Consider the following 23309-nt stretch of genomic DNA (forward strand, 5'->3'; position numbering starts at 1 on the left):
TGGAAAGGGAAGGAAAAGGTATGATGAACGATAGTATTTCGGAAGTGTTGCGGTTCGTCCAGGAGCATGACGTGAAATTTGTCCGTCTGGCGTTCTGCGATTTGCTGGGTGTGCAGAAGAATCTTTCTGTGCCGGCGACAGAGCTGCCGCGTATTTTTGAGTACGGCGCCTCCTTTGACGCGTCCGTAGTCGAGGGATTTGGTAATGTAGACCGTTCTGATCTTTTTCTTATGCCGGAATGTTCGACCCTGTCGATCCTGCCCTGGCGCCCGTCGCATGGCCGTGTGATGCGATTGTTCTGCAGCGTGAAGAATCCAGATGGAAGCGATTTTTTGGGAGACAGCCGCAACCTTTTAAAGCAGGCAGTGCAGCGCTGTGCTGATTTGGGGTATTTCTGCCGCATCGGGACAGAGTGCGAGTTTTATCTCTTCCGCACGAATGCGGATGGCAACCCGACAAGGGAGCCGTTTGACCATGGTACCTATTGTGACATTGCGCCGTTGGACAAGGGGGAAAATGTGCGGCGGGACATCTGCCTGACGCTGGAGGAGATGGAAATCCAGCCGGAAAGCTCCCACCACGAACGAGGCCCAGGACAGAATGAAATCGATTTTCGCTATTCCGATCCGCTTTCTGCAGCAGACAACTTTATGACCTTTAAGTGGGTGGTCAAATCGATTGCAGCACAGAACGGTTTGTTTGCCTCCTTCCTGCCTAAGCCATTTTTGGACAATAGCGGAAATGGGATGCACATCAATCTTTCCCTGGCGAAGGGCGGGAAGAACCTGTTTAAGACCAGCGGGCCAGACCATTCGGAAAGCTCCGAAAGCTTTATCGCGGGAATTTTAGAGCGTGTGCCGGAAATCACAGCATTTTTAAACCCGCTGACCAACTCCTACCACCGTTTTGGGAATTACGAGGCGCCGAAATATGTGACTTGGTCGCACCAGAACCGATCGCAGTTGATCCGAATCCCAGCCTCTGTCGGGGAATACAGCCGGATGGAGCTGCGTTCACCGGACCCGGCCTGCAATCCTTACCTTGCGTTTGCGCTTCTAATCCATGCCGGTCTGGACGGGATTGAGCAGAAGCTTACCCTTACGCCGCCCTGCAACCAAAACCTTTACGAGGCGGATGCTTATATCCGGGAGCATGGGATCCTCAGTCTGCCCGGCCAGCTTTCCGAGGCTTTGGAACTGGCGGCACAAAGTGAATTTGTCAGACGGGTTCTGCCGGAAGATACCCTGAGGAAATACCTGTTCTGCAAACGACGGGAATGGGAATGCTATGAGCAATCGAATAACCGTCATCAATTTGAAATGGATACTTATTTTCATACGGTGTAACAGGAGCGGAAACAGGAAAGACGGGTGAAGTGATGGAACGGGTATTGATCGTGTCCGGCAACCCAAAAGCAATGCAGGCCTTTTCGGAATTGGTTGTTTCCTGTATCTCGGCAGAGCTGTATTTCGCGGAAAGCTGTGGAGAAGCCAGACGGTATCTTGCCTCCCAGCAATTTTCGATCGTAATTATTGTAACGCCCTTTCCGGAGGAATTTGGATATGATTTAGCGAATGCTTGCCTACAGACAACGGCAGGTGTGATTTTGGTTGTCAAAAATGAATTAGAAACCGATATTTCTCACAAACTATGTGAAGATGGCATCTTTGTTTTTTCCGTCAGCATGGGAAAAAGAATGTTTTCCTACGCGCTTTATCTGATGCTGAGCCTGCATCATCGGCTGTCTGGCGGGACGCCGCAGGAGATGAAGCTGCAAAACCAGATCAAAGAGATCCGCCTGGTTGACCGGGCAAAATGTCTGCTGATTCAGTATATGCAGATGACAGAACAGGAAGCGCATCGGTACATTGAAAAGAATGCGATGGATCGCAGGATGACCAAACGAGAGGTTGCAGAGGGGATTTTAAAGAAATTTGACCTATAAATCAGAGGAGGGGTTATCAATGTCACAGCAGATTTATCTGGTGTTGGAAAATGGGGAATATCTGGAAGGAAAAAGCTTCGGCGCACCGGTCAGTGAAGAGATACTGGGCGAGGTGGTTTTCACCACCGGCATGACGGGGTATCTGGAAACTCTGACCGACCCCAGCTACTATGGGCAGATCGTAGTCCAGACCTTCCCTTTAATCGGGAATTATGGAATTATTCCGGAAGATTTTGAGAGCAGGAATGTATTCCTCTCAGCGTATATTGTAAGAGAATGGTGTCAGAATCCTTCGAACTATCGGAGCGAGGGGAATCTTGACACCTTTTTTAAGGAAAAAAATATCCCTGGGCTTTATGATATCGACACTCGTTACCTGACCAAGGTGATCCGGGAATACGGTGTAATGAATGGGAAGCTTACTACGAAAGCACCCCCTTATACCCAGGCGGAGATTGAATCGTTGAAGCAATCTCGGGTGCAGAAGGCAGTGGAGGCAGTCAGCCGTACGGAGCCGGAATATTACCCGGCGGAGAATGGCTGTTATGATGTTGTGCTGTGGGACTTTGGCGCAAAGCAGAATATCATCCGCGAACTGAACCGGCGTGGCTGCAATGTGACGGCAGTACCCGCTATGTCGACAGCAGGGGAGATCATCGCGCTCCACCCGGATGGGATTATGCTTTCCAACGGCCCTGGAGATCCTCAGGACAATCCTGGTGTGATTGAGGAGCTTAAAAAGGTATGCGGGGAAAACATCCCCACCTTTGGAATCTGTCTGGGACATCAATTGCTGGCTCTGTCGCAGGGCGCGAAAACCGGGAAGTTAAAATATGGGCATCGGGGCGCAAATCAGCCGGTAAAGGAAATGGATACCGGCCGCATTTATATGACCAGTCAGAATCACGGATATGCGGTTTTGTCGGAAACTCTGCCGCCCGATGCACAGATGAATTTTATGAACCTCAACGACAAGACCTGTGAAGGAGTCAGCTACCGGAATATGCCGGCGTTTTCTGTTCAGTTCCACCCGGAAGCATGTGCGGGGCCAAAGGATACGGAAATACTGTTTGACCGGTTTTTGAAGCTAATGTCTGATTACCGTGCCGGCTGAGGATAGGCATGCAAATGGCGAAGGAGCCAATGAAAGGGGAGGCATGTGAAGATGAAACTAAAATTCACAAAAATGCATGGATGCGGGAACGACTATATTTATTTTGATTGCTTTGAGCAGGACATCAAAGATCCTGCCGAATTAAGCGTCCGGCTTTCCAAACCTCATTTTGGGATCGGCGGGGATGGGATCATCCTAATCTGCCCTTCCCAAACTGCCGATGCAAAAATGAGAATTTTTAACCTTGACGGCAGCGAGGGGAAAATGTGCGGGAATGGAATCCGGTGCGTAGGGAAATATTTGTACGACAGCGGCCGGGTACAGAAAACGCCCATTGCAGTGGAAACTCTCAGTGGGATGAAACTCCTGCATTTAACAGTTGAGCAGGGCGCGGTCGCTTCTGTAGCGGTTGAGATGGGAAAGGCTGAATTTTCCCCGGAGAAAATTCCCGCCCGGCTGGAAGGCACGGAAATTGTGGCGCGGAAGGTTGAGATTGGCGGCAGGGAGGAAACGGTTACCTGCGTTTCGATGGGAAATCCCCACTGTGTGGTGTTCCGCGATGACATAGAGAGCCTTGACCTGGAAGAAGAGGGAAAACGGTTTGAACACCATCCGATTTTTCCGGAAGGAGTTAATACGGAATTTGTGCGGGTAGTCAATCCCCGCCTGCTTCAGATGCGGGTCTGGGAACGCGGAAGCGGCGAAACCCTGGCCTGCGGAACCGGCGCCTGTGCGGCAGCCGCAGCGGCAGTAAAAAACGGTTATTCCCCGTCCGGAACGCCGATCACGGTACAGCTTCTTGGCGGAAGCCTGGACATTAACTATACGGAAGAAACCGTCTGGATGACAGGCGAGGCAAAAACAGTCTTTACAGGGGAGGTAGATGTCTAATGGCGAAATACATTTTTGTGACCGGAGGGGTTGTGTCCGGGCTTGGGAAAGGAATTACGGCGGCTTCTCTAGGGCGGTTGTTAAAGTCCAGGGGCTTTAAAATTGCTGCACAGAAGCTGGATCCTTATATTAACGTCGATCCCGGCACCATGAGCCCTTATCAGCACGGGGAAGTGTTCGTGACAGAGGACGGTGCAGAAACTGACTTGGATCTCGGGCATTACGAACGGTTTATTGACGAAAACCTCAACCAGTTTTCCAACCTGACAACCGGAAAGGTCTACTGGAATGTGCTGAAAAAAGAGCGGCGCGGAGAATATCTGGGGGAGACCATACAGGTCATTCCTCACATCACCAATGAAATCAAGTCGTTTATTTATTCCGTACAGAAAAAGACGCAGGCCGATATTGTGATAACGGAAATTGGCGGAACGACCGGAGATATCGAATCCCAGCCGTTTTTGGAGGCAATCCGGCAGGTGTCTCATGAAATCGGGAGAGAAAACTGCCTGTTCATCCATGTGACGCTGATCCCTTACTTGAAATCCTCCGGCGAGCATAAGTCAAAACCGACTCAGCACTCGGTAAAAGAGCTGCAGTCCTTTGGCATTATGCCGGATATCATTGTCGCCCGATGCGACGAGCCGGTGGAAGGGTCTGTGCTGAAAAAGATCGCGCTGTTCTGCAATGTGAAGGAGGACTGTGTAATCGAAAACCTGACCCTCCCGGTATTGTACCAGGCGCCGATGATGCTGGAGGAGGCTGGACTTGCCAGGATTGCCATGCGGGAGCTCTCTCTTTCTGAAGCGATCCACAAAAAGGATCTCACCGAATGGGAGCAGATGCTGCGGCGTATTGAAAACAGCCATCAGACTGTCAAAATTGCCCTGGTCGGGAAATATGTCAGGCTGCACGACTCCTATCTGTCCGTTGCAGAGGCGCTAAGCCATGGGGGATGGGAGAACGGCGCAAAGGTAGAGATCGATTGGGTCGACAGCGAGCAGGTTAAGCCGGATACAGTAGAGGAGCTGCTTGGAAAAGCAGACGGCGTGATCCTTCCGGGCGGCTTTGGCAACCGCGGAATTGAAGGGATGATCCTCTCTGCGCAGTATGCAAGGGAACGCAAGGTTCCTTATTTCGGAATCTGTCTTGGGATGCAGATTGCTGCCATTGAATTTGCGCGGAATGTGCTGGGCTGGAAGGATGCAAACTCCAGGGAATTTGCTCCGGACGGCGCGCGTTGTGTAATCGACCTGATGCCCGACCAGCAGGGCAATATCCCGAAGGGCGGGACAATGCGGCTGGGCGCATATCCCTGCCATGTGAAGGAGGGTACAATCCTCGAACGCGCTTACGGGCAGAAGGATGTCGAGGAAAGGCACCGCCACCGGTATGAGTTTCATAACGAGTACCGGGACCTGTATGAAGCGGAGCAGGTGGTGTTTTCTGGATTGTCTCCGGACGGACGGTTGGTGGAGGCAATGGAAATTCCCGCGCATCCCTTTTATATCGGTGTACAGTATCATCCGGAATTTAAAAGCCGTCCCAACCGAGCGCACCCCATCTTCCGCGAATTTATCCGCGCCGCGCTGGAAAAACGTGGCGTGAAGGACACATTCCGGGATTGATGGTTTCAGACAGGGAGGATTGTGATTCATATGAAAATAAATCAGAATTATTTGAGCTTGCAGGAAAGCTATCTTTTTTCTACGATTGCCAAGAGGGTTTCGGAATATTCAGCAGCCCATCCAGATGCGGCGGTTATCCGGCTTGGGATCGGGGATGTTACCCGCCCGTTATGCCCGGCTGTGATCGAGGCGTTCCATGAGGGAATTGAGGAACAGGGAAAGGCGGAAACCTTCCATGGTTATGGCCCGGAACAGGGCTATGGCTTCCTGAGGGAAGCAATTCGGAACTATTATGAAGCTTTTGGTGTAGCTCTGTCCACAGAAGAAATTTTTGTGAGCGACGGGGCCAAAAGCGATGTCGGCAACATTCTCGATCTTTTTGACCGGGAGAATACCGTGCTGATCCCTGATCCGGTTTATCCGGTTTACTGCGATACCAATCTGATGGACGGGCGGAAGATCGTCTATCTTGACGCGTCAAAGGAAAACGGATTTTTGCCCATGCCCGAAGAAAGCCGGCGGGCGGATCTTATTTATCTATGCTCCCCCAATAATCCGACCGGCGCGGTCTATTCCCGGGAACAGCTGCAGGCATGGGTGGACTATGCCCGGAAACAGGAAGCGGTGATTTTGTTCGACGCAGCGTATGAAGCGTTTGTGAGGGATCCGGATCTTCCGCGCAGTATCTTTGAGATCAGCGGGGCGGAAGAATGTGCGGTTGAATTTTGCTCACTCTCCAAAACGGCTGGCTTTACAGGAACCAGATGCGGCTATACCATTGTTCCGTCTGCACTGAAACGGAATGGGGCTTCATTGCAAAAGATGTGGCTGCGCCGGCAGACGACCAAATTTAACGGAGTTTCCTATCCGGTACAGAAAGCGGCTGCCGCAGTATTTTCTACACAGGGGCAGATACAGTGCCGGGAAAATCTCGCGGTTTATCAGGAAAACGCAAGGCTGATTTCCGATACGCTGACAAGGCTCGGCATCTGGCACGTAGGGGGAAAAAATTCGCCCTATATCTGGCTGCAATGTCCGGACGGGATGGATTCCTGGGCATTTTTTGACCATCTCTTGAATAATATCCATGTTGTCGGGACGCCTGGAAGCGGCTTTGGAAAGAATGGAGAGGGCTTTTTCCGTTTGACTTCCTTTGCGACGCAGGAGGCGACCAAGGAAGCGATGAAACGCCTGGAAAAGCTGTATCAATAAAAGAATTTTATAATATCCTGCAAAAACAAGAGGGTTTTTTGAAACATCTTTATTAAAATGGTAAAAAATGCAGGAAACAGAAAGTAATATTTCATTTTCTCTTGACAAATTATTCATATCTGCTATAATAAAGACAAGAAAAGCAAAGGTGCTGTGATCAGGGATCACAGCACCTTTCTTTTTATGCTTATACCAGGCGAATACATGGCCATGTATTTCACATTATGGTTTTGGAGGGACAAATGATGGATCAGATCTTTTCATCAGTAAACACCATCTGGGTGCTGGTAGGCGCCGCGTTGGTATTCTTCATGCAGGCTGGTTTCGCAATGGTTGAGACTGGCTTCACACGTGCAAAAAACGCCGGGAACATCATCATGAAAAACCTGATGGATTTTGCGATTGGGACACCAATTTTCTGGATTCTTGGGTTTGGGATTATGTTCGGTGGGGCCGGCGCGCTGATCGGCGGGTTTGACCCGCTGGTACTGGGGGACTATTCCTCCATTCTGCCGGAAGGCGTTCCGCTGCCGGCGTTCCTGATTTTCCAGACAGTGTTCTGCGCAACAGCAGCGACAATTGTTTCCGGAGCTATGGCAGAGCGTACCAAGTTTTCCGCATATTGTATTTACAGCGCAGTAATCAGTGCGGTGATCTATCCGATCTCTGGGCACTGGATTTGGGGCGGCGGCTGGCTGGCCCAACTAGGGTTCCACGATTTCGCGGGTTCGACCGCAGTACACATGGTCGGCGGTGTAGCCGCGTTGGTCGGCGCTAAAATCCTAGGGCCCCGTATTGGAAAATATGGCAAGGACGGCAAGCCTCGCGCGATCCCGGGACACAGCCTGACGTTGGGTGCACTGGGCGTGTTCATTCTCTGGTTCTGCTGGTTTGGGTTCAACGGATGCTCCACTGTTTCCATGACGGGCGATGATTCGATCTTTGCTGCGGGCAGTATCTTTGTAACAACCAACCTGGCGGCAGCTACCGCAACGGTTGCGACAATGATTATCACTTGGATTCGCTATAAAAAGCCGGATGTATCAATGACCTTGAACGGCTCTTTAGCTGGGTTGGTAGCAATCACCGCAGGCTGTGACGTCGTCACTCCGGTAGGCGCATTTTTCATCGGCCTGGTTGCAGCATTTGTCGTTGTATTCGGAATTGAATTTGTTGATAAAGTTCTGAAGATTGACGATCCAGTCGGTGCAATCGGTGTGCATGGCCTTTGCGGTGCAACAGGCACAATCTTGACAGGCTTGTTTGCCTACTATCTGACTGATGACAACGGAACGCCGCTTGGCTTATTCTATGGCGGCGGATTCCAGTTCCTCGGTACGCAGATTCTGGGCGTTCTGTCAGTGATCGCCTGGGTCGCAGTGACCATGACGGTTGTGTTCTTTGTCATCAAGAAAACAATCGGTCTGCGTGCAAGCAAGCAGGAGGAGCTTCAGGGGTTGGATGTCACCGAGCATGGCTTGACCAGCTCTTATGCAGATTTTGTCCAGGTTCCGCAGGTATTGACCGGCGAAGCCAAGCCGGCGGAAGAAGCAGCTCCGGTTATGGTAGAGCATGTACCGGCTGAATCGATGCCAGTACCGTCTGACGTGCCGGCTTCGGCTGTCAAACTGACAAAACTGGCAATCGTCTTTAACCAGGAACGGTTTGAGGAACTGAAAACCGCATTGAACGAAATCGGCGTGACCGGCATGACCGTCACCCAGGTACTGGGATATGGCGTGCAGAAAGGGCACGACGTCTACTATCGAGGCGTGAAGCTTGATTCTGCAAAACTCCTGCCGAAAATCAAGGTGGAGATCGTAGTAAGCAAGGTTCCGGTTCAGACCGTGATTGATACGGCCAGAAAGGTGCTTTATACCGGAAATGTCGGCGATGGAAAAATCTTCGTTTACGATGTGGAAAATACCATTCGGATTCGCACCGGAGAACAGGGCTATGACGCGCTGCAGGGCGAGGACTAATGTATCATAGGGAGTAAGGTTTTGGCGGTTTCCATTGGACTGCCAAAGCCTTTCCCGTGTTTTAAACGGGAGATTTCGTTTGACAAAGCCAATCAAAGGGTTTTGTATAGTGTCCAGAAAGGATAGACCAGTAAATGCACAATTATTTTCTCAATGAAATCAAAGAAGAATGCGGCGTATTTGGAATTTATCACCATCCGCAGGCCGCGCAGCTAACCTATTTCGGACTGCACGCATTGCAGCATAGAGGACAGGAAGGCGCTGGGATTGCGGCCAGCGACGGGAAAACCATTGACTGTATTAAAGGAACGGGCCTGCTTTCCGATGTGTTCCATTCCGAGGAGCTGAAAAAACTGCAGGGGGAAAACAGCATCGGTCATGTACGGTATGCAACAGCAGGCGGGAATGAGCTGGAAAATGTGCAGCCCATTGTAGCGCGCGCGAAAATCGGCTGTATGGCGGTCGCGCACAACGGACAGATTGTCAATGCAGACGAGCTGCAGGAGCGCCTGGAAAATCACGGCAATATTTTTCATGGCAGCAGTGACAGTGAAATTATCCTGCACTTGATCCAGCGGGAGCATGGAACGATGCTGGAAAAAATCCAGAAAGCCTGCCAAAAGATGGAGGGCGCTTTTTCCTTTGTCATCCTGACAGAGCGGAGTCTTTATGCGGTACGGGATAAAAACGGCCTGCGTCCGCTTTCGGTTGCTGCGCTTGAGGACGGCTACTGCGTCAGCAGTGAAACCTGTGCGTTTGACAGTGTGGGCGCCCGTTTTCTGCGGGATGTTGAACCGGGAGAGATCATAAAGTTTTCTGACATGGGATTGGAAACCTTTCATTATACCTCCGATACACGGCATCGGATCTGTGCAATGGAATATATCTATTTTTCCCGCCCGGACAGCGATATTGAAGGGCTGAACGTACACACTGTACGAAAAGCGAGCGGAAAACGGCTCGCCCAGAAAGACAAGGGAAATACGATTGCTGATATTGTGGTCGGCGTGCCGGATTCCTCGGTTGCAGCGGCGATGGGCTACAGTGAAGAAAGTGGTCTGCCCTACGAGGTCGGCCTGATTAAAAACCGGTATGTGGGCAGGACGTTTATTGAACCGACGCAGGAGCAACGGGATATGGGCGTTAAAATGAAGCTTTCCGCCAATGCTTCTGTAGTGAAGGGAAAACGGATTATCCTGGTGGATGATTCCATTGTGCGCGGCACAACGATGAAACGGATTGTGGCGTTGCTGAAAGGGGCGGGAGCGCAGGAGATTCATGTGCGGATAGCTTCCCCGGAGATGGCTTATCCTTGCTTTTACGGAGTGGATACCTCCACCAAAAAGGAACTGATTTCCGCACGATATACCTGTGAGGAGCTCTGTAAGTATACCCGTGCGAGTTCTGTCCGCTTTTTGACGATTGATGATTTAATCGGGGTGTATGGTACGGATAAGCTGTGCTTTGCATGCTTTAGCGGAAACTATGTAACACCGCTGTTTCATGATATAAATCAGAAAACAGAAAAGTAAATATCGTCAAGGGAACGGGGGATTTCTGTTTTTCCCAGTCATTTAACCTGCTTCGAATAGAGTGGGAATACGTGGGGCAAGATAGAATGGGTGAGGAAAAAATCAGAAAACCCCTTGACAGACACAGCTTCATATGATAATATATATATCGTCGCTTAACCAAGCTTTTGGTTAAATTTGCTTGGAGAGGTGTCCGAGTGGTTTAAGGAGCTGGTCTTGAAAACCAGTGATCCCGCAAGGGACCGTGGGTTCGAATCCCACCCTCTCCGCCACATAAAATTTGATAGTTCCTTTAGAACGTCACGAATGGAGAAGTACTCAAGTTGGTGACGAGGCGCCCCTGCTAAGGGCGTAGGTCGGGTAACCGGCGCGGGAGTTCGAGTCTCCCCTTCTCCGCCATAAAGGGAACATAAAAAAGATATGTTCCGCATAAACCCCGATTTTATCGGGGTTTTTTGCTGCCCAAATGCCGGGATTTCAGGATGCATATTTGAAGATATAAAACCGCTGTTTTTGCTTTGAGAATGGATCTGAACTCCCGTACAACTGAATAACTGCTGAATTGGCAGGCAAGTCAGAGAAAACTTGCCTGCCGTTTTTGTTATCTATCTGCCCGAAGTTTTGCAAAAGACTTCGGGCTTTTTTCATTTCACGAACAGGAGATGACACAATGTATTTTACCGATACTCCCGCCCTCAACAGCATTGAGGCGATCATGAAAAAACTGCCCTATGGCACACAGAAAGGCGGCGGTCGATTTCGCAGCCCATACAAATACACCAAGAAAGACTGTGATTGCCGCCTCTGTCTGTACCACAGAAAAAAGGGTGGCTGCTCACTTCCGGTTTGCCCTGTACTGGACATCCGTTTGGAATGCGGCGCTGTCACTTTGAAGGAAGCCGTTTTATCCGCATTTCAGGATGTGCCGCACACGCCGTTTCAGCGGCGGCTCGCCAAACTATACAAGCGAAAGGATGATCTCCCCATGATTTTTCAAAACGAAACCCACAAGCGAATTTTTGAAGCTGAGCGCACAAAACTCCGCAAGCCGGATAATCGGGCGCTTGCCGCCCTGTATCTGCTGACGGCGGAGCATTCCCTATGGATCAGCGCAAAGCATCATATCGGCAAGGACGGCAAAGTGGATTTGCAGAGCGTCCGCCTTGGAAACATTTCCACGGATGGGTATGCCCTGTGGAAAGCGGTCAAGGAATTGCAGACTGTCGAAAGGCAGATATCCCAGTGTGAGCTGTCCGACAGCGAGGTGATCTCGGACAGAGCCTTCCGCCTTATCGTACAGGCTATGACCGCAGCCCGGTTTGGCGCTTCGGTATTGACAGAACAGGAGGTGCGCCATGCTTAACGCGCTCATTACAAGCGGAGAGAAAACGGCAATTCTAACGCTGCCAAGTGACCGCTTCACGCTGCAATACGAGCTGGCACAGATCGGTATCCGTAAGCGGCTTACAGAGATTCTAATCAATGATGACGAGGAACAGGATATTCAGATCAAGCTTTTTGCCGATTCGGATATCGGAAACAACTTGGCTGTGCTGTTCAATCCTACCCACACGCTGGAGGACGCCAACTTGTGCGCACACATGGTAGAAAATGCGCAGCCGGAGCTTCAGGAGGAAATCGAGCAGAATATTCTGCTCGGGCAATATACCTCCCCACAAGCGCTCATGGAGGATATCCGCTCCATGAGCGATGGGCTGATAGCCGTGACTGTCAATTACTACTGCCCCCTGCAAATCCACATGACCGATGAGGAATACGGAGATTGGGTTGAGGTGGACAACGGCTATGCACTGACGAATGAGGATGCCGTCCGGGAACTGCTGCAACAGGAGCAGGCCCGCGACCTCAACAATATGGCGCATTATTTTGACGGCAGCGAATCTGCAAGGGCAAAGCTCATATCCGCCGTGTGGGATGTGGAAGAAGCGGACGGTGAGCTGTTCGGCGTGATCAGCACCGGACTGCGGGAAGCCTTCTCCCCGGTCGAAGAACGGGAATGGATTGATGAACTGATCGGTCAGGCGGCGGACGGCTTCGGAGAAGGGCTGGAACAAAGAGAAATCCACACCGATGACGGCGATCTGTATGTGTCTTTCTGGAACGACGGAGATGATTACTTTATGGAAAACGAATCGGATTTTCGGCAGCGAATGACCGACAGTCCGCATTTCGGAAATATACAAATGGAATGAAGGGAGAATGTGAAATGAACAGATTGGAAGCGGAACGGCGCTTTGTCCAGCGAATGAAGGACAACTATCCGCCCGGCACAAGGATTCTGCTCCTGCAAATGGGAGATGATCCCCATCCGATTGAAGCAGGGACAAGAGGTACCGTGGTAGGTGTGGACGATATCGGAACGCTGCATTGCCATTTTGATAATGGCAGACAGCTTGGTATTGTCCCCGGAGAGGACACCTTCCGTAAGCTGACGGAGGAAGAACTGGCAGAGGAACAGGAAATGGCCGATTCACAGGATTTTGGAATGAAGATGCAGTGAAGAAAGGATGATACAAGGCCGGGGCGTGATACCCTGTGGCGATCCGAATACTTGATATGTTCTGCGGAATGAGCGCGTTCCGCACCGCCGCCGAACAGCTCGGCGGTTTTTCTTTTGTGGGCTACTGCGACAACGATCCCACTGCTGTCGCAGCCTACCGCACCCTATACCAAACGGAAGGAGAATATTTTTGCGATGACGCAAGAGCAGTCAATACCGATGAAATCCCTGATTTCGATCTTCTTGTCGGCGGTTTCCCCTGCGTCGCTTTCAGCGCAGCCGGAGCAAGAAAGGCTTTCGACGATCCACGGGGAACTCTCTTCTTTGAGCTTGCCCGCATACTTGCAGCGAAACACCCTGCATTTTTCGTGTTTGAAAATGTACCCCCAATCCGCACGATTTGCGAAGGGCAGGTTTTTACCGCAATCCTCAGTGAGCTATCTCGATTGGGGTATCTGTGCGAATGGCAATGTATTGACGGCGCGGCTTACCTTCCCCAAAGCCGAAAGCGCGTGTTCCTTGTCGGATATCTTGATCCCCGATGTGCCGGAGAAATACTTCCTGTCGAGAGAAAAAGCGGAAAAACTCTTTCCGAACTCACAGATCATCAGACACAGGGAAAACGAGTCTACGACGCAAACGGAGCAGCCATAACACAGACCGCCTCCTGCGGCGGATTCGGCGGCAAGACCGGACTGTACCTTGTGGATTACAATGAGAATTCTAAATTCACCGATACCGCCCGATGCATCACCGCCCGGCAGGATTCTGGCATGAGCCACCGCAAAGGAGAGCATTCCGCTGTGTTCTTTGAGTACGACGGCGTGTATCCCATTATCAATCCCGACCGGGAAACCATCCGGCAGAACGGCCCGCGCATACGGCCAAATGGCGCTCCCGCCCACTGCCTCACGGTAGTAGACCGGCACGGAATTCTCCATCACGGGTGGATCAGGCGGCTGCACCCGCAGGAGTGCTTCCGCCTCATGGGGTTCTCCGATGAGCAGTTTTTCAAGCTGCGGACGGAACTCGGTTTGTCCGACAGCAAGCTGTACAAGCTGGCGGGCAACAGCATTATGGTGCCGGTGCTGGTAGATATCCTATCCCGGCTCAAGGCGGTAAACAAAAAATATGAAATTATAAAGGAGTGAACGCAATGCCGAATCATGTAGAAAACATCATTACCCTGCAGGGTGATGAAAAGAAAATCCGTGAAATGCTTGAAGCAATCAAAAATGATGATTTAGGTATCGGAACGATTGACTTCAATAAGATCACAGGGATGCCTAAGTGTTTGGACATCGAAGCAGGCAGCCGTACAAAAAGAGGCTTGGATTTCTATAAAGGCTTTATCGAAGTGTATACACTTGGCGGTACCATGAATATGGATAAGCTGCGCAGCATTCCTGTGAAAAGCGAAGAAATCTTCCTTCGTCAGCGAAAGGATATCCCTCGTGATGAATGGGAGCTTGGCAAAGCCGCTTGGCAGAATATTCGTGACTTCGGCGCGCCGACATGGTATGAGTGGTGCAATCAAAACTGGGGTACAAAGTGGAACGCATACGGATATGACGAAAGCAGAGATTACAGCGGCGGCAACAACATTTGGTTTCAAAGTGCATGGGCTGCTCCCCATCCCGTCATTGAAAAATTAGCCGCAAGATATCCTGAAATCACTTTTGAGCATGAATGGGCGGACGAGGATATCGGACAAAACTGCGGCAGATACAGTTATCAAAACGGAGAACGGATTGAAGAATATTTCCCCGAAGCCCAAAAGGAAGCCATTGAATTTGCCTGCCGGATATGGGACTATGATCCGCTTGATTTGGATTTGTGCCTGAATGCTGACGGTACGAAATATATCTGCGTGGAAAATGAGGAATACCAGCAGATCGAACTGCTCGGAAAGCCTGCCTTGTTTACTAACGACAGGCTGACAGATGCGGATATCCCCCAAGGGATGTATTGCTATCATCTGCGCCACAGCGATGACGGCGACCGCTTCTGCTCGGTTGAACCAAAGGTTGGCGTTAATCATAGCGGCAGCGTTATCACAAAAGAACCACTGGATTTCGGAAAACAAGGATATATCTCCTTTACCGAGGATACGGAACCGAATTTTACAGGCGAGGAACAAACACTTGGAGAATTTCTAAAATCCGATACTCCGCAGGAAAGCGAGGTGATGAAGCTATGCTGAATTTTTTGATTGGGTTGCTCCTTGGAGGCTGTATTTCAGGTGTGGTTTTGTGCTGTGTGCAGGTAAACCGCATCAGCAAATACCAGCAGGAAATCCACAGGCTCAGGGAAAAACTGAATAGCAGAGATTAAATCAAAGAGGTCGTTTTGCGTGTATGAAATTTCGTACATGGAAAACGGCTCCTTTTGTTTTTCTGCGTATTTCATGCACGCAGACGCCTCCGCAAAGGAGGTGATTCACATTAACAGTTTTATGGCATGGGTTGGCGGGAAAAAAGCACTTCGGAACGAGATTCTCGCCCGCTTTCCTCTGGACTACAAGAGATATATCGAGGTGTTCGGCGGTGCGGGCTGGGTGCTGTTTCACAAACCGCCCGGCAATGATTTTGAGGTCTTCAATGATTTCAACGGAAACCTCGTCAATCTATATCGGTGTGTACGGGAGCAGCCGGAGAAGCTCTGCGGCGAACTGCGGTATCTGCTCAACTCCCGCCTTGATTTTGAATATATGAAGCAGATGCTTCATTCGCAGGCGGTTTTGCCCGATGTGCGCAGAGCCGCCTATTACTATGCGCTCATTCGCTACAGCTACGCAGCAGGAACCTCCACCTTCGGCAGTCAGCCCCACGCCATGTGGAACAATTTCCCCCTGATAGAAGCAGCGGCGGGCAGATTGCAGAAGGTCATTGTCGAGAATAAGGACTGCGTTAAACTCATTTCACAGTACGACCGGCCGGAGAGCTTTTTCTACTGCGATCCGCCGTATTACCAAGCGGATCAGTACTATGAAGCGGTATCAGCCGATGGATTTGACCATCAGGGACTTGCCGAAGCATTGTTCTCTATAAAAGGAAAATTCCTGCTTTCCTATAACGACTGCGAGTTTATCCGAGAGCTGTATGCCCGTCCCGGCATCGTGATTGAGGGAACGACAAGGCTTTCCAATATCGCACAGCGATATGACAACGGAAAACAGTATCCCGAACTGCTGATCTCCAATTACGATACCACCGAGCTTGCCCGATCTTCGGTGCAGCTCACATTATTTGACGAGATCAATATGCAGGAAATATTGAATGAAAGGATAATTTACAATGGAACGATATGAATTTGAAATGCTCCCCGTGCCGACTGAAGCGCTGATCGCCGCAGGGATTGTCCCCGGCGTAACGGTGGAAGCGTTTGCAGATGGCAGCCGCATTGTCATTCAGAAAGCGCCGGAGGATGTTTTTTGCGAAACCTTCAACGAGGACTGCGAAGGCTGCCCTTACTGCTGTCCCTGCTGCGGCGAATGCCTGAAAGAGCAGATGAACGAATACTTCGGAGAGGATGGTGACGATGAGTAAGCTGTACCGCATTCTCGGAAAACGAGGAAGGATCACGATTCCCTATGAAATTCGCAGGCGCGTAGGCTTTCAGTACAACGATGTGCTGTCCTTTATCGAGCAGGATGACCGCACCGTTGTGGTCAGGCGCGAAAAAATCTGCGATAACTGCAAAGAAACACCGCCTGTTGTTAAAAAGCAGGCGGACGGCATCACGCTGCTTCAGTTTCTTGACGGTCTCTCCTCCGATGAACAGCGCGCCGCCCTCATTCATCTATCCGTAAAATGGGCGGAAAATCAAGGCGGTGAGCAGAATGCCTAAAACGCTTCGTGTTCTGATGGTAGAGCCGCACGAGTCTCCCCATGAACTGTTTATCACCGATCAGCTTGACGATCTGCAGGAAACGGTCGGCGGCTTGATTGAGGTCATCGGCAACGGTGATGGTACGCTGCTTGTATGCAATGAAGAATCAAAGCTCAATGGCATGGACGGCAACCGCCGTATAAACGGCGATGTGATTGCCGGTTCGTTTTTCGTAGTGGGCGAAGACGGCGAAAACTTTCGCTCTCTTACCGATACTGAAATGCAAAAATATATAGAGCGCTTCGGTGAGATCGAGGATATCTCACCGGAGGAAGTAAAAGAAAATATCGACTACACATTTTACACATGGTAGAAAGGAAATTGCAGAATGAAGGTAAAAGCACAAATTGACCGCTTTATCGGAAAAGACAACCGCATCAAGGCATACGCCAGCATAATCCTCGGCGACGAGTATGTGATTAGGGATATTGCCGTTATGGACAGCAAAAACGGTCTGTTCGCAAGAATGCCTTACCGGTCATATAAAGACCGAAACGGAAATATGCAGTATTCGGATGTGGCATTCGCATTGAATGAAACCTCCCGCAACGCTGTCAGCGATGCGGTTTTGGAAGCATACGAGCAGCGCCTGCACATGGAAGAAGATGAATCGCAGGGTTTGGAAGAACAGGAAGAAAACGAAGCTCCTGTTTTTGAACAAAGAATGTGACTTTTTTCAAAAACAGCCGATTCTCGCTGGACTTTTGCTCTCTTTCCCGTATCCTTGTAGTCAGAGGTGATAATCATGAAGAAAATGAAACGATACGCGCTCCTCCTTGCAGGTTTGACGCTGCTAAGCCTTGCAGGGTGCGGTAACCAGGATGCGCCGCTGACTATAACGGATAATCCGGCTTCGGGCAGCGTTTCGGCAGATGCAACATTGCCTTCTGAACCAAACGGAGACATCCCTGCCGAGTCGGATGAATCGGAGAATCCGGCAGAATCCGCTTCCCCGGAGCAGACTTCTGAATCAAGAACGCCTGCATGGGCGGAAGAACAAAAACCTGCCCAATCTTCGTCTGTTCCCATCGAGTCTTCCAAACAGGAAGCCCAGCCTGTAGCGCCGAAAGAACCGGAACCACAGGAATCAAAACCTGCTCTCACTCAAGCTTCTGCGGAGAAACCGCCGCAGAGGGAGCCGGAGCAGGAAACCGCACCATCCGAAGAACCCACGATTCCCGATTTTAACATTCAGGCTTGGATCAGCTATGCTGAAACCTACGCTATAAGCGTTGGACTACGGCTGGAAAGCTCGGCGGTTGATTGCTGGGACAATCCAATTACAGCAAGTGCGCATAGCTCTTGCCTGCAGCGGGATATTGAAAGCCGGTTAAATCGGTACAGCCGGGACGAGGATATCACCGATGTCTGGATATGGGCGCAGGAACGCTCAGATGGGAGCTATGATCTATATATCGGCTACGCATAAATAAAAATCAAATAGCAAACGAAAACGCATCGAAAATTCGGTGCGTTTTTTGTTTGTCCGAAAGGAGTTTTTTCACAATGAACACAACGATTCAGAAAAGAGGCGTTTCGCTGCTTTTAGCCGTTGTCATGTGCCTTGCATCCTTCCTTGGAATCGGCGCAACGACAGCCTACGCAGCAGAAGAAACCGATGAGGTTTGCCTCGTTTCCTTTCCCCGTGACGGTGATGCCAACTATGGCGGCAAATGGGGACATGACGGTCATGAATTTATGAATGGTTGGTCTGTTCATAAATCACGATACACCAGTGTTTATGCTATGGGTTCGTATGACGGCAATATCTGTTACTGCATTGAACCCGGCGTCCCGCTGAAAACAGGCGACCGCTTTACGAAAAAGGGAGAGGATTTTTGGGATAACTATCCCTCATCCTACAATAACACCATCTCCCCCGATGATATTAAGCTGTTCATCGGTCGTATCTTTCAGTATGGATATACGGGTACGATTTCGACCTCTTGGCGTTCGCAGAACGAGGGCGCTGACAAGCTGGCATACGCTGTTGCCACACAGCTTTTGATTTGGGAAACAGTTGTTGGCGAGCGTGACGCTGATTTTAACAAAGTCGGCACAGGCGGCAAAGACGCAATCTGCGATCAGATCAGCACAGGTCACCCGCTGTACAGCCAAATCATGGGCTACTACAATTCCATTGCGGCAAGTGTGCAGAAACATTCCAAAGTGCCGAGCTTCTTTTCCAAATCCACAGGAAAGGCACAGAATATTGAACTGGAATGGGACGGCGAAAAGTATACCGCCACACTTACCGATACAAACAATGTCCTTGGGAATTATTCTTTCTCCGCAAGCGCTTCGGGTATTCGTTTCTCTATAAGCGGAAATAAGCTGACGATTACCGCCTATGCAGCGCCGGAAAGCGCCGTTACGATTACGGCAGAAAAGAAAAATTCGCAAAGGCGTGGAATCATCACTTGGACAGACGGTGTTTACGGCCCGAACGGCGAACTGCAGGATACCGTCACCTATGCACAGTCGGTCAACGATCCTGTAAAGGGCTATTTGAATATCAAGGTTTCCTACGGTTCAGCGAAAATCGTCAAGACCTCCGAGGATGGCAAGGTGGACGGTGTGTCTTTCCATGTACAGGGCAAGGGTATTGATCAAACCGTACAGACCAAAAACGGCGGTCAGATTCAAATTGATAATCTCATGCCCGGAATTTACACCGTAACCGAGCTGACAGAGGAAAAATACGAGCCGCAGGAGGTTCGCCGTGTTACTGTAGTCAGCGGTCAGACGGCAACTGTTACTTTCAGCAATGTGTTAAAGCGCGGTGATCTCACGGTTGCCAAGACCAGCGAGGACGGACTCAGCGAGGGTGCAAAATTCCACTTGTTCGGCACATCGCTCTCCGGTTTGGCGGTAGATGAATATGCTGTGGTCGGCGGCGATGGCAAGGCGTATTTCAAAGATGTTCTTATTGGCACGGGCTATACTCTCGAAGAAGTGGATACCGCCATCCGTTATGTTATTCCTGAAGATCAATTGGCGGCAGTTGAGTGGAACAAGGTGACAAGCAAGTCCTTTGAGAATGTCCTCAAGAAATGGCAGCTCACCGTAACCAAGAGTGATAAGGAAACCGGTACTGCACAGGGGGACGCTTCTCTCGGCGGGGCTGTCTATGGCATTTTTAAGGGCGATCAGCTCGTGGACACCTATACCACAGACACCAATGGGCAGTTTACCACCAAGTTCTATATCTGTGATTCCGATTGGAGTCTGCGCGAGCTGTCAGCCTCCGAAGGATACCTTGTAACGGAAGGCAGCGAGCATATCGGCGCTGAACCGAAACTCTATACCGTAGAGTACAACAGCACGGCGCTGGATACTCTCGAAACCGTTCAAAAAGGCAAGATTGCTGTCATTAAGCACTGCGATGACGGCGAAACGCAGATTGAAACGCCCGAAGAAGGTGCGGAATTTGAGGTGTTCATCAAATCCTCCGGCAGTTATGAAGCCGCAAAGGAATCCGAGCGAGATATCCTTGTTTGTGATGAATTCGGATTTGCCGAAACCAAAGACCTTCCTTATGGCATTTATACCGTAAAGCAAACCAAAGGATGGGACGGCAAGGAATTAATGCCTGCCTTCGATGTGTTCGTCAATAAGAATGGCGAAGTCTATCGCTATCTCATCAACAATGCCGCATTCGAAGCTTTTATTGAGATTGTGAAAAAGGATATTGAAACCGGCAAGGTGATCCCCGCTTCCGGCATCGGTTTCAAAGTGCGCAATATCGATACCGGCGAATATATTGTTCAGCATATCAACTACCCGACGCCTGTGGATATCGACATTTACTACACCGACAGCACAGGCAAGCTCATGATGCCGGAGGCGCTACCTTACGGAAATTACGAAATCATTGAGCAGAACACTTGTTACGGATATGTCCTCGACAGCAATCCTGTTCCCTTCACAGTAGACGGCAGTCAGACAATCGTAACGGTAGAAAAACACAATGTAGCGCAGAAAGGCATTATTAAAATCAGCAAGACCGGCGAGGTTTTTTCTTCTGTGGTCGAAGCTGATGGATTGTATCAGCCTGTCTTCTCGGTTCACGGCTTGCCCGGTGCGGTCTATGAAATCACCGCTGCTGAAGATGTTTATACCTTGGACGGCACGCTCCGCTATGCCAAAGGCGATGTAGTTGCGGAGGTTACCACAGGCGCAGACGGAACAGCCACCTCAGAGCCACTGTATCTCGGAAAATTTGAGGTGCGCGAAAAAATTGCGCCGTTTGGCATGGCCATTAGTGACGAAGTGCATTCTGTCGAGCTGACCTATGCAGGACAGGAGATTGAGATCACAGAAACAGCGGCAAGTTTCTATAACGAATGCCAAAAGGCAGAAATCAGTCTCTCAAAGGTTTTGGAGAAAAACGAAATCTTTGGCGTTGGAAACAACAACGAAATCCTTTCGGTACAGTTTGGTCTGTTCGCCGCAGAGAATCTTACTGCTACAGACGGCAGCGTGATCCCGGCAGACGGTCTCTTGGAAATCGTAAACTGCGATGAAAACGGCCATGCAGTTTTTACTGCGGATATTCCCGTTGGTGCAAAGCTGTATGTTAAGGAAATCAGCACAGACGGCCATTATCAAATTTCGGGACAGAAGCACCCGATTGTGTTTGATTATGCCGGACAGGAATCCATCCTTGTGGAAATCAAGGTCAATGACGGCGAAGCCATTGAAAATAATCTCATTTACGGTACTTTCAAAGGCTTGAAAATTGACCGTGAAACCGAAGAAATCATTGCGGGGGCATTGTTCGGTCTGTTCCGTGCGGATGAAACCGAGTTTACGGCAGAAAAAGCAATCCTTACAGCCGAGTCCGGTGAGGACGGTATCTTCATCTTTGAGAATATCCCTTACGGAAACTGGCTTGTCAAGGAACTGCAGCCTGCGGAGGGCTTCCTGCCGAATGAGGAAATCTATTCTATGACCGTATGTGAGCATGAACAGTTCATCGAAATCACCGTAGTCAATGACCGTATCCCCGAAATCGGAACAACTGCGACTGTGGACGGTGAAAAGGAAGTCTGTGCAACCGAGGTGTTCACCCTTACCGATACCGTATCCTACAAGCATCTGATCCCCGGCAAGGAATATGTGCTGAAGGGTGTGCTTATGGATAAATCCACAGGCAAGCCGCTTATGATTGACGGCGAAGAAATCCATGCTGAAACCGTATTTACACCGGAAGAACCTTCCGGCGAAGTTATCGTTGAATTCACCTTCGATGCCAAGTGTATCAAGACAGACACCGATATCGTAGTGTTTGAAAGCCTCTACCGTGACGGTATGGAGCTTGCCGTTCATGCGGATATCGAGGACGAAGATCAGACCGTAACGGTAAAAGTCCCCGAAATCAGCACACAGGCAACGGCAGATGGAAAGAAGGAAATTACCACAAGCGACAGAGTAAAGATTGAGGATGTTGTATCCTACAAAAACCTTATACCCGGTAAAGAGTACACTGTTAAAGGCATTCTCATGGATAAATCCACAGGCGAACCACTGCTTGTTGACGGAAAAGAAATCCGCAGCTCTTTCACCTTTAAGCCCGACACACCGAACGGTGAAATCACCGTCACCTTTGTTTTTGACGCATCAGGGCTGACAACCGCAACCGAAATCGTTGTGTTTGAAAGCCTGTACCGTGACGATGTGGAAATCGTTGCCCATGCAGACATTGAGGACGAAGGTCAGACTGTAAAGCTCACACCTCCTGTCCCTGATATTCCGCAGACCGGTGACAACAGCAATCTCGGCTTTTGGATCGGACTTGGCAGTATCGCTGTCGGTGGCCTGATCTCCTGCGTAATCGTCTACTTCAAGAAAAAGAAGGATGATGACAACGAATGATGAAAAAGGTGTATATCTGCGCCCCTCTCGGCGGTAATGTGGCAGAAAATCTGCGTAGAGTCCGCCGATATACCAAATATGCATTGTTGTGCGGCACGGCTCCGGTCGTGCCGCATTTCTATGCAGAGTGTCTTGATGACAGCAATCCCAAAGAACGGGAAATCGGCATGGCTGCCGGTCTTTCGCTTTTGTGGTTCTGTGATGAAATGTGGATCTTCGGAGATGAGGAAACCGAGGGAATGCAATCCGAAATACAGTTCTGCAAAAATCTCAATGTAAAAACTCGTAAAATACGGGAATGTGATATCCGAAAAAAGATTGGAGGAAACTGCTTATGAAGAAGAAAACGCTTCGAATTCTTATGTGTGTGGCGGTTCTGACACTCATGGTTGCTATTACCGCCGTACCTGCCTTTGCCGCAGGCGATGTGGCAGGAGCGATTGAAAGCACTTGGAACACCGCCAAAAGTCAGATACAGACAGTCGTAAACAATGTTGTTTTCCCTGTAGTGGATATGATTCTGGCAATCCTGTTTTTTGTGAAAGTCGGGACGAGCTACTTCGAGTACCGCAAGCACGGGCAGTTTGAATTTGCCGCACCTTGCATCCTGTTTGCGTGCTTGATTTTTACGCTGACAGCGCCGCTGTATATCTGGACAATTCTCTAGCTGATCGAACAGAGCCGTCCCGAAAAATCGGGACGGCTGATTGGAGGTG

Annotated in this window: 23 protein-coding genes and 2 tRNA genes; 24 read left to right on the forward strand and 1 reads right to left on the reverse strand. The window is 50.1% G+C overall.

What is annotated here, in order from left to right:
- Positions 1-20: 20 nt before the first annotated feature.
- The 15 genes from CZ360_RS09960 (at position 21) to CZ360_RS10030 (ending at position 15028) form a co-directional block, all read left to right on the forward strand.
- On the forward strand, positions 21-1346 hold the full coding sequence (locus CZ360_RS09960) for a glutamine synthetase family protein (RefSeq protein WP_407656970.1): 1326 nt from the start codon (positions 21-23) through the stop codon (positions 1344-1346).
- 32 nt (positions 1347-1378) lie between these two features.
- Positions 1379-1945 (forward strand): ANTAR domain-containing response regulator, encoded by a 567-nt coding sequence (locus CZ360_RS09965; protein ID WP_077534059.1) that lies wholly within the window; start codon positions 1379-1381, stop codon positions 1943-1945.
- Positions 1946-1964: 19 nt separating this feature from the next.
- Entirely contained in the window at positions 1965-3059 is a 1095-nt protein-coding gene (locus CZ360_RS09970; RefSeq protein ID WP_077534060.1) for a carbamoyl phosphate synthase small subunit, read from the forward strand.
- A 51-nt stretch (positions 3060-3110) separates the two neighbouring features.
- Positions 3111-3950 carry a diaminopimelate epimerase gene (gene dapF, locus CZ360_RS09975; protein WP_077534061.1) on the forward strand — a complete coding sequence of 280 codons (840 nt, stop codon included), beginning with the start codon at positions 3111-3113 and terminating at the stop codon, positions 3948-3950.
- Positions 3950-5578 (forward strand): CTP synthase, encoded by a 1629-nt coding sequence (locus tag CZ360_RS09980; protein WP_077534062.1) that lies wholly within the window; start codon positions 3950-3952, stop codon positions 5576-5578. Before dapF ends, CZ360_RS09980 begins: the two co-directional genes overlap by 1 nt.
- A 30-nt stretch (positions 5579-5608) precedes the next feature.
- Positions 5609-6790 (forward strand): LL-diaminopimelate aminotransferase, encoded by a 1182-nt coding sequence (locus tag CZ360_RS09985; protein ID WP_077534063.1) that lies wholly within the window; start codon positions 5609-5611, stop codon positions 6788-6790.
- A gap of 242 nt (positions 6791-7032) precedes the next feature.
- A complete protein-coding gene (locus CZ360_RS09990) occupies positions 7033-8772 on the forward strand; it encodes an ammonium transporter (RefSeq protein ID WP_077534064.1) in 1740 nt (579 codons plus the stop codon).
- A 134-nt stretch (positions 8773-8906) separates the two neighbouring features.
- Positions 8907-10304 (forward strand): amidophosphoribosyltransferase, encoded by a 1398-nt coding sequence (gene purF, locus CZ360_RS09995; protein ID WP_077534065.1) that lies wholly within the window; start codon positions 8907-8909, stop codon positions 10302-10304.
- Positions 10305-10487: 183 nt separating this feature from the next.
- A tRNA-Ser gene (locus tag CZ360_RS10000) sits at positions 10488-10576 on the forward strand.
- 36 nt (positions 10577-10612) lie between these two features.
- Positions 10613-10703, forward strand: a tRNA-Ser gene (locus CZ360_RS10005).
- A 271-nt stretch (positions 10704-10974) separates the two neighbouring features.
- Complete coding sequence (locus CZ360_RS10010; protein WP_077534066.1) at positions 10975-11667, forward strand: hypothetical protein; 693 nt, start codon at positions 10975-10977, stop codon at positions 11665-11667.
- Positions 11660-12517 carry a hypothetical protein gene (locus tag CZ360_RS10015; RefSeq protein WP_077534067.1) on the forward strand — a complete coding sequence of 286 codons (858 nt, stop codon included), beginning with the start codon at positions 11660-11662 and terminating at the stop codon, positions 12515-12517. The genes CZ360_RS10010 and CZ360_RS10015 overlap by 8 nt, the downstream gene beginning before the upstream one ends.
- Before the next feature lie 14 nt (positions 12518-12531).
- Positions 12532-12825 carry a DUF4314 domain-containing protein gene (locus tag CZ360_RS10020; RefSeq protein WP_077534068.1) on the forward strand — a complete coding sequence of 98 codons (294 nt, stop codon included), beginning with the start codon at positions 12532-12534 and terminating at the stop codon, positions 12823-12825.
- A 35-nt stretch (positions 12826-12860) separates the two neighbouring features.
- Positions 12861-13976 (forward strand): DNA (cytosine-5-)-methyltransferase, encoded by a 1116-nt coding sequence (gene dcm, locus CZ360_RS10025; RefSeq protein ID WP_077534069.1) that lies wholly within the window; start codon positions 12861-12863, stop codon positions 13974-13976.
- A 5-nt stretch (positions 13977-13981) separates the two neighbouring features.
- Positions 13982-15028: an LPD28 domain-containing protein gene (locus tag CZ360_RS10030; protein WP_077534070.1), complete on the forward strand. Its 1047-nt coding sequence runs from the start codon at positions 13982-13984 to the stop codon at positions 15026-15028.
- Positions 15029-15063: 35 nt separating this feature from the next.
- On the opposite strand, the gene CZ360_RS14085 is transcribed toward CZ360_RS10030, so the two are convergent.
- Positions 15064-15234 (reverse strand): hypothetical protein, encoded by a 171-nt coding sequence (locus CZ360_RS14085; protein ID WP_159438228.1) that lies wholly within the window; start codon positions 15232-15234, stop codon positions 15064-15066.
- A 46-nt stretch (positions 15235-15280) separates the two neighbouring features.
- On the opposite strand from CZ360_RS14085, the gene CZ360_RS10035 reads away from it, so the two are divergent.
- The 9 genes from CZ360_RS10035 to CZ360_RS10075 all read left to right on the forward strand — a co-directional run bounded on the left by CZ360_RS10035 (position 15281) and on the right by CZ360_RS10075 (position 23260).
- The gene (locus CZ360_RS10035) at positions 15281-16135 is read left to right on the forward strand and encodes a DNA adenine methylase (protein WP_077534807.1); all 855 of its coding nucleotides are present in this window, start codon (positions 15281-15283) and stop codon (positions 16133-16135) included.
- Positions 16122-16373, forward strand: coding sequence for a hypothetical protein (locus CZ360_RS10040; RefSeq protein ID WP_077534071.1), 252 nt, complete (start codon positions 16122-16124; stop codon positions 16371-16373). Before CZ360_RS10035 ends, CZ360_RS10040 begins: the two co-directional genes overlap by 14 nt.
- Positions 16366-16674, forward strand: a complete 309-nt coding sequence (locus CZ360_RS10045; RefSeq protein WP_077534072.1) for an AbrB/MazE/SpoVT family DNA-binding domain-containing protein — start codon at positions 16366-16368, stop codon at positions 16672-16674. The genes CZ360_RS10040 and CZ360_RS10045 overlap by 8 nt, the downstream gene beginning before the upstream one ends.
- The gene (locus CZ360_RS10050) at positions 16667-17029 is read left to right on the forward strand and encodes a DUF3846 domain-containing protein (protein ID WP_077534073.1); all 363 of its coding nucleotides are present in this window, start codon (positions 16667-16669) and stop codon (positions 17027-17029) included. Before CZ360_RS10045 ends, CZ360_RS10050 begins: the two co-directional genes overlap by 8 nt.
- A 15-nt stretch (positions 17030-17044) precedes the next feature.
- Positions 17045-17386 (forward strand): SpoVG family protein, encoded by a 342-nt coding sequence (locus CZ360_RS10055; RefSeq protein ID WP_077534074.1) that lies wholly within the window; start codon positions 17045-17047, stop codon positions 17384-17386.
- Between the two features lie 75 nt (positions 17387-17461).
- Positions 17462-18145, forward strand: coding sequence for a hypothetical protein (locus CZ360_RS10060; RefSeq protein WP_077534075.1), 684 nt, complete (start codon positions 17462-17464; stop codon positions 18143-18145).
- Positions 18146-18222: 77 nt separating this feature from the next.
- Positions 18223-22593 carry a VaFE repeat-containing surface-anchored protein gene (locus CZ360_RS10065; RefSeq protein ID WP_077534076.1) on the forward strand — a complete coding sequence of 1457 codons (4371 nt, stop codon included), beginning with the start codon at positions 18223-18225 and terminating at the stop codon, positions 22591-22593.
- A complete protein-coding gene (locus CZ360_RS10070) occupies positions 22590-22931 on the forward strand; it encodes a DUF7768 domain-containing protein (protein ID WP_077534077.1) in 342 nt (113 codons plus the stop codon). The genes CZ360_RS10065 and CZ360_RS10070 overlap by 4 nt, the downstream gene beginning before the upstream one ends.
- A complete protein-coding gene (locus CZ360_RS10075; protein WP_077534078.1) occupies positions 22928-23260 on the forward strand; it encodes a DUF3852 domain-containing protein in 333 nt (110 codons plus the stop codon). The genes CZ360_RS10070 and CZ360_RS10075 overlap by 4 nt, the downstream gene beginning before the upstream one ends.
- The last annotated feature ends 49 nt before the right edge of the window (positions 23261-23309 follow it).

The sequence above is a fragment of the Massiliimalia massiliensis genome (genome assembly GCF_900155615.1).
GTDB classification, from domain to species: domain Bacteria; phylum Bacillota; class Clostridia; order Oscillospirales; family Ruminococcaceae; genus Massiliimalia; species Massiliimalia massiliensis.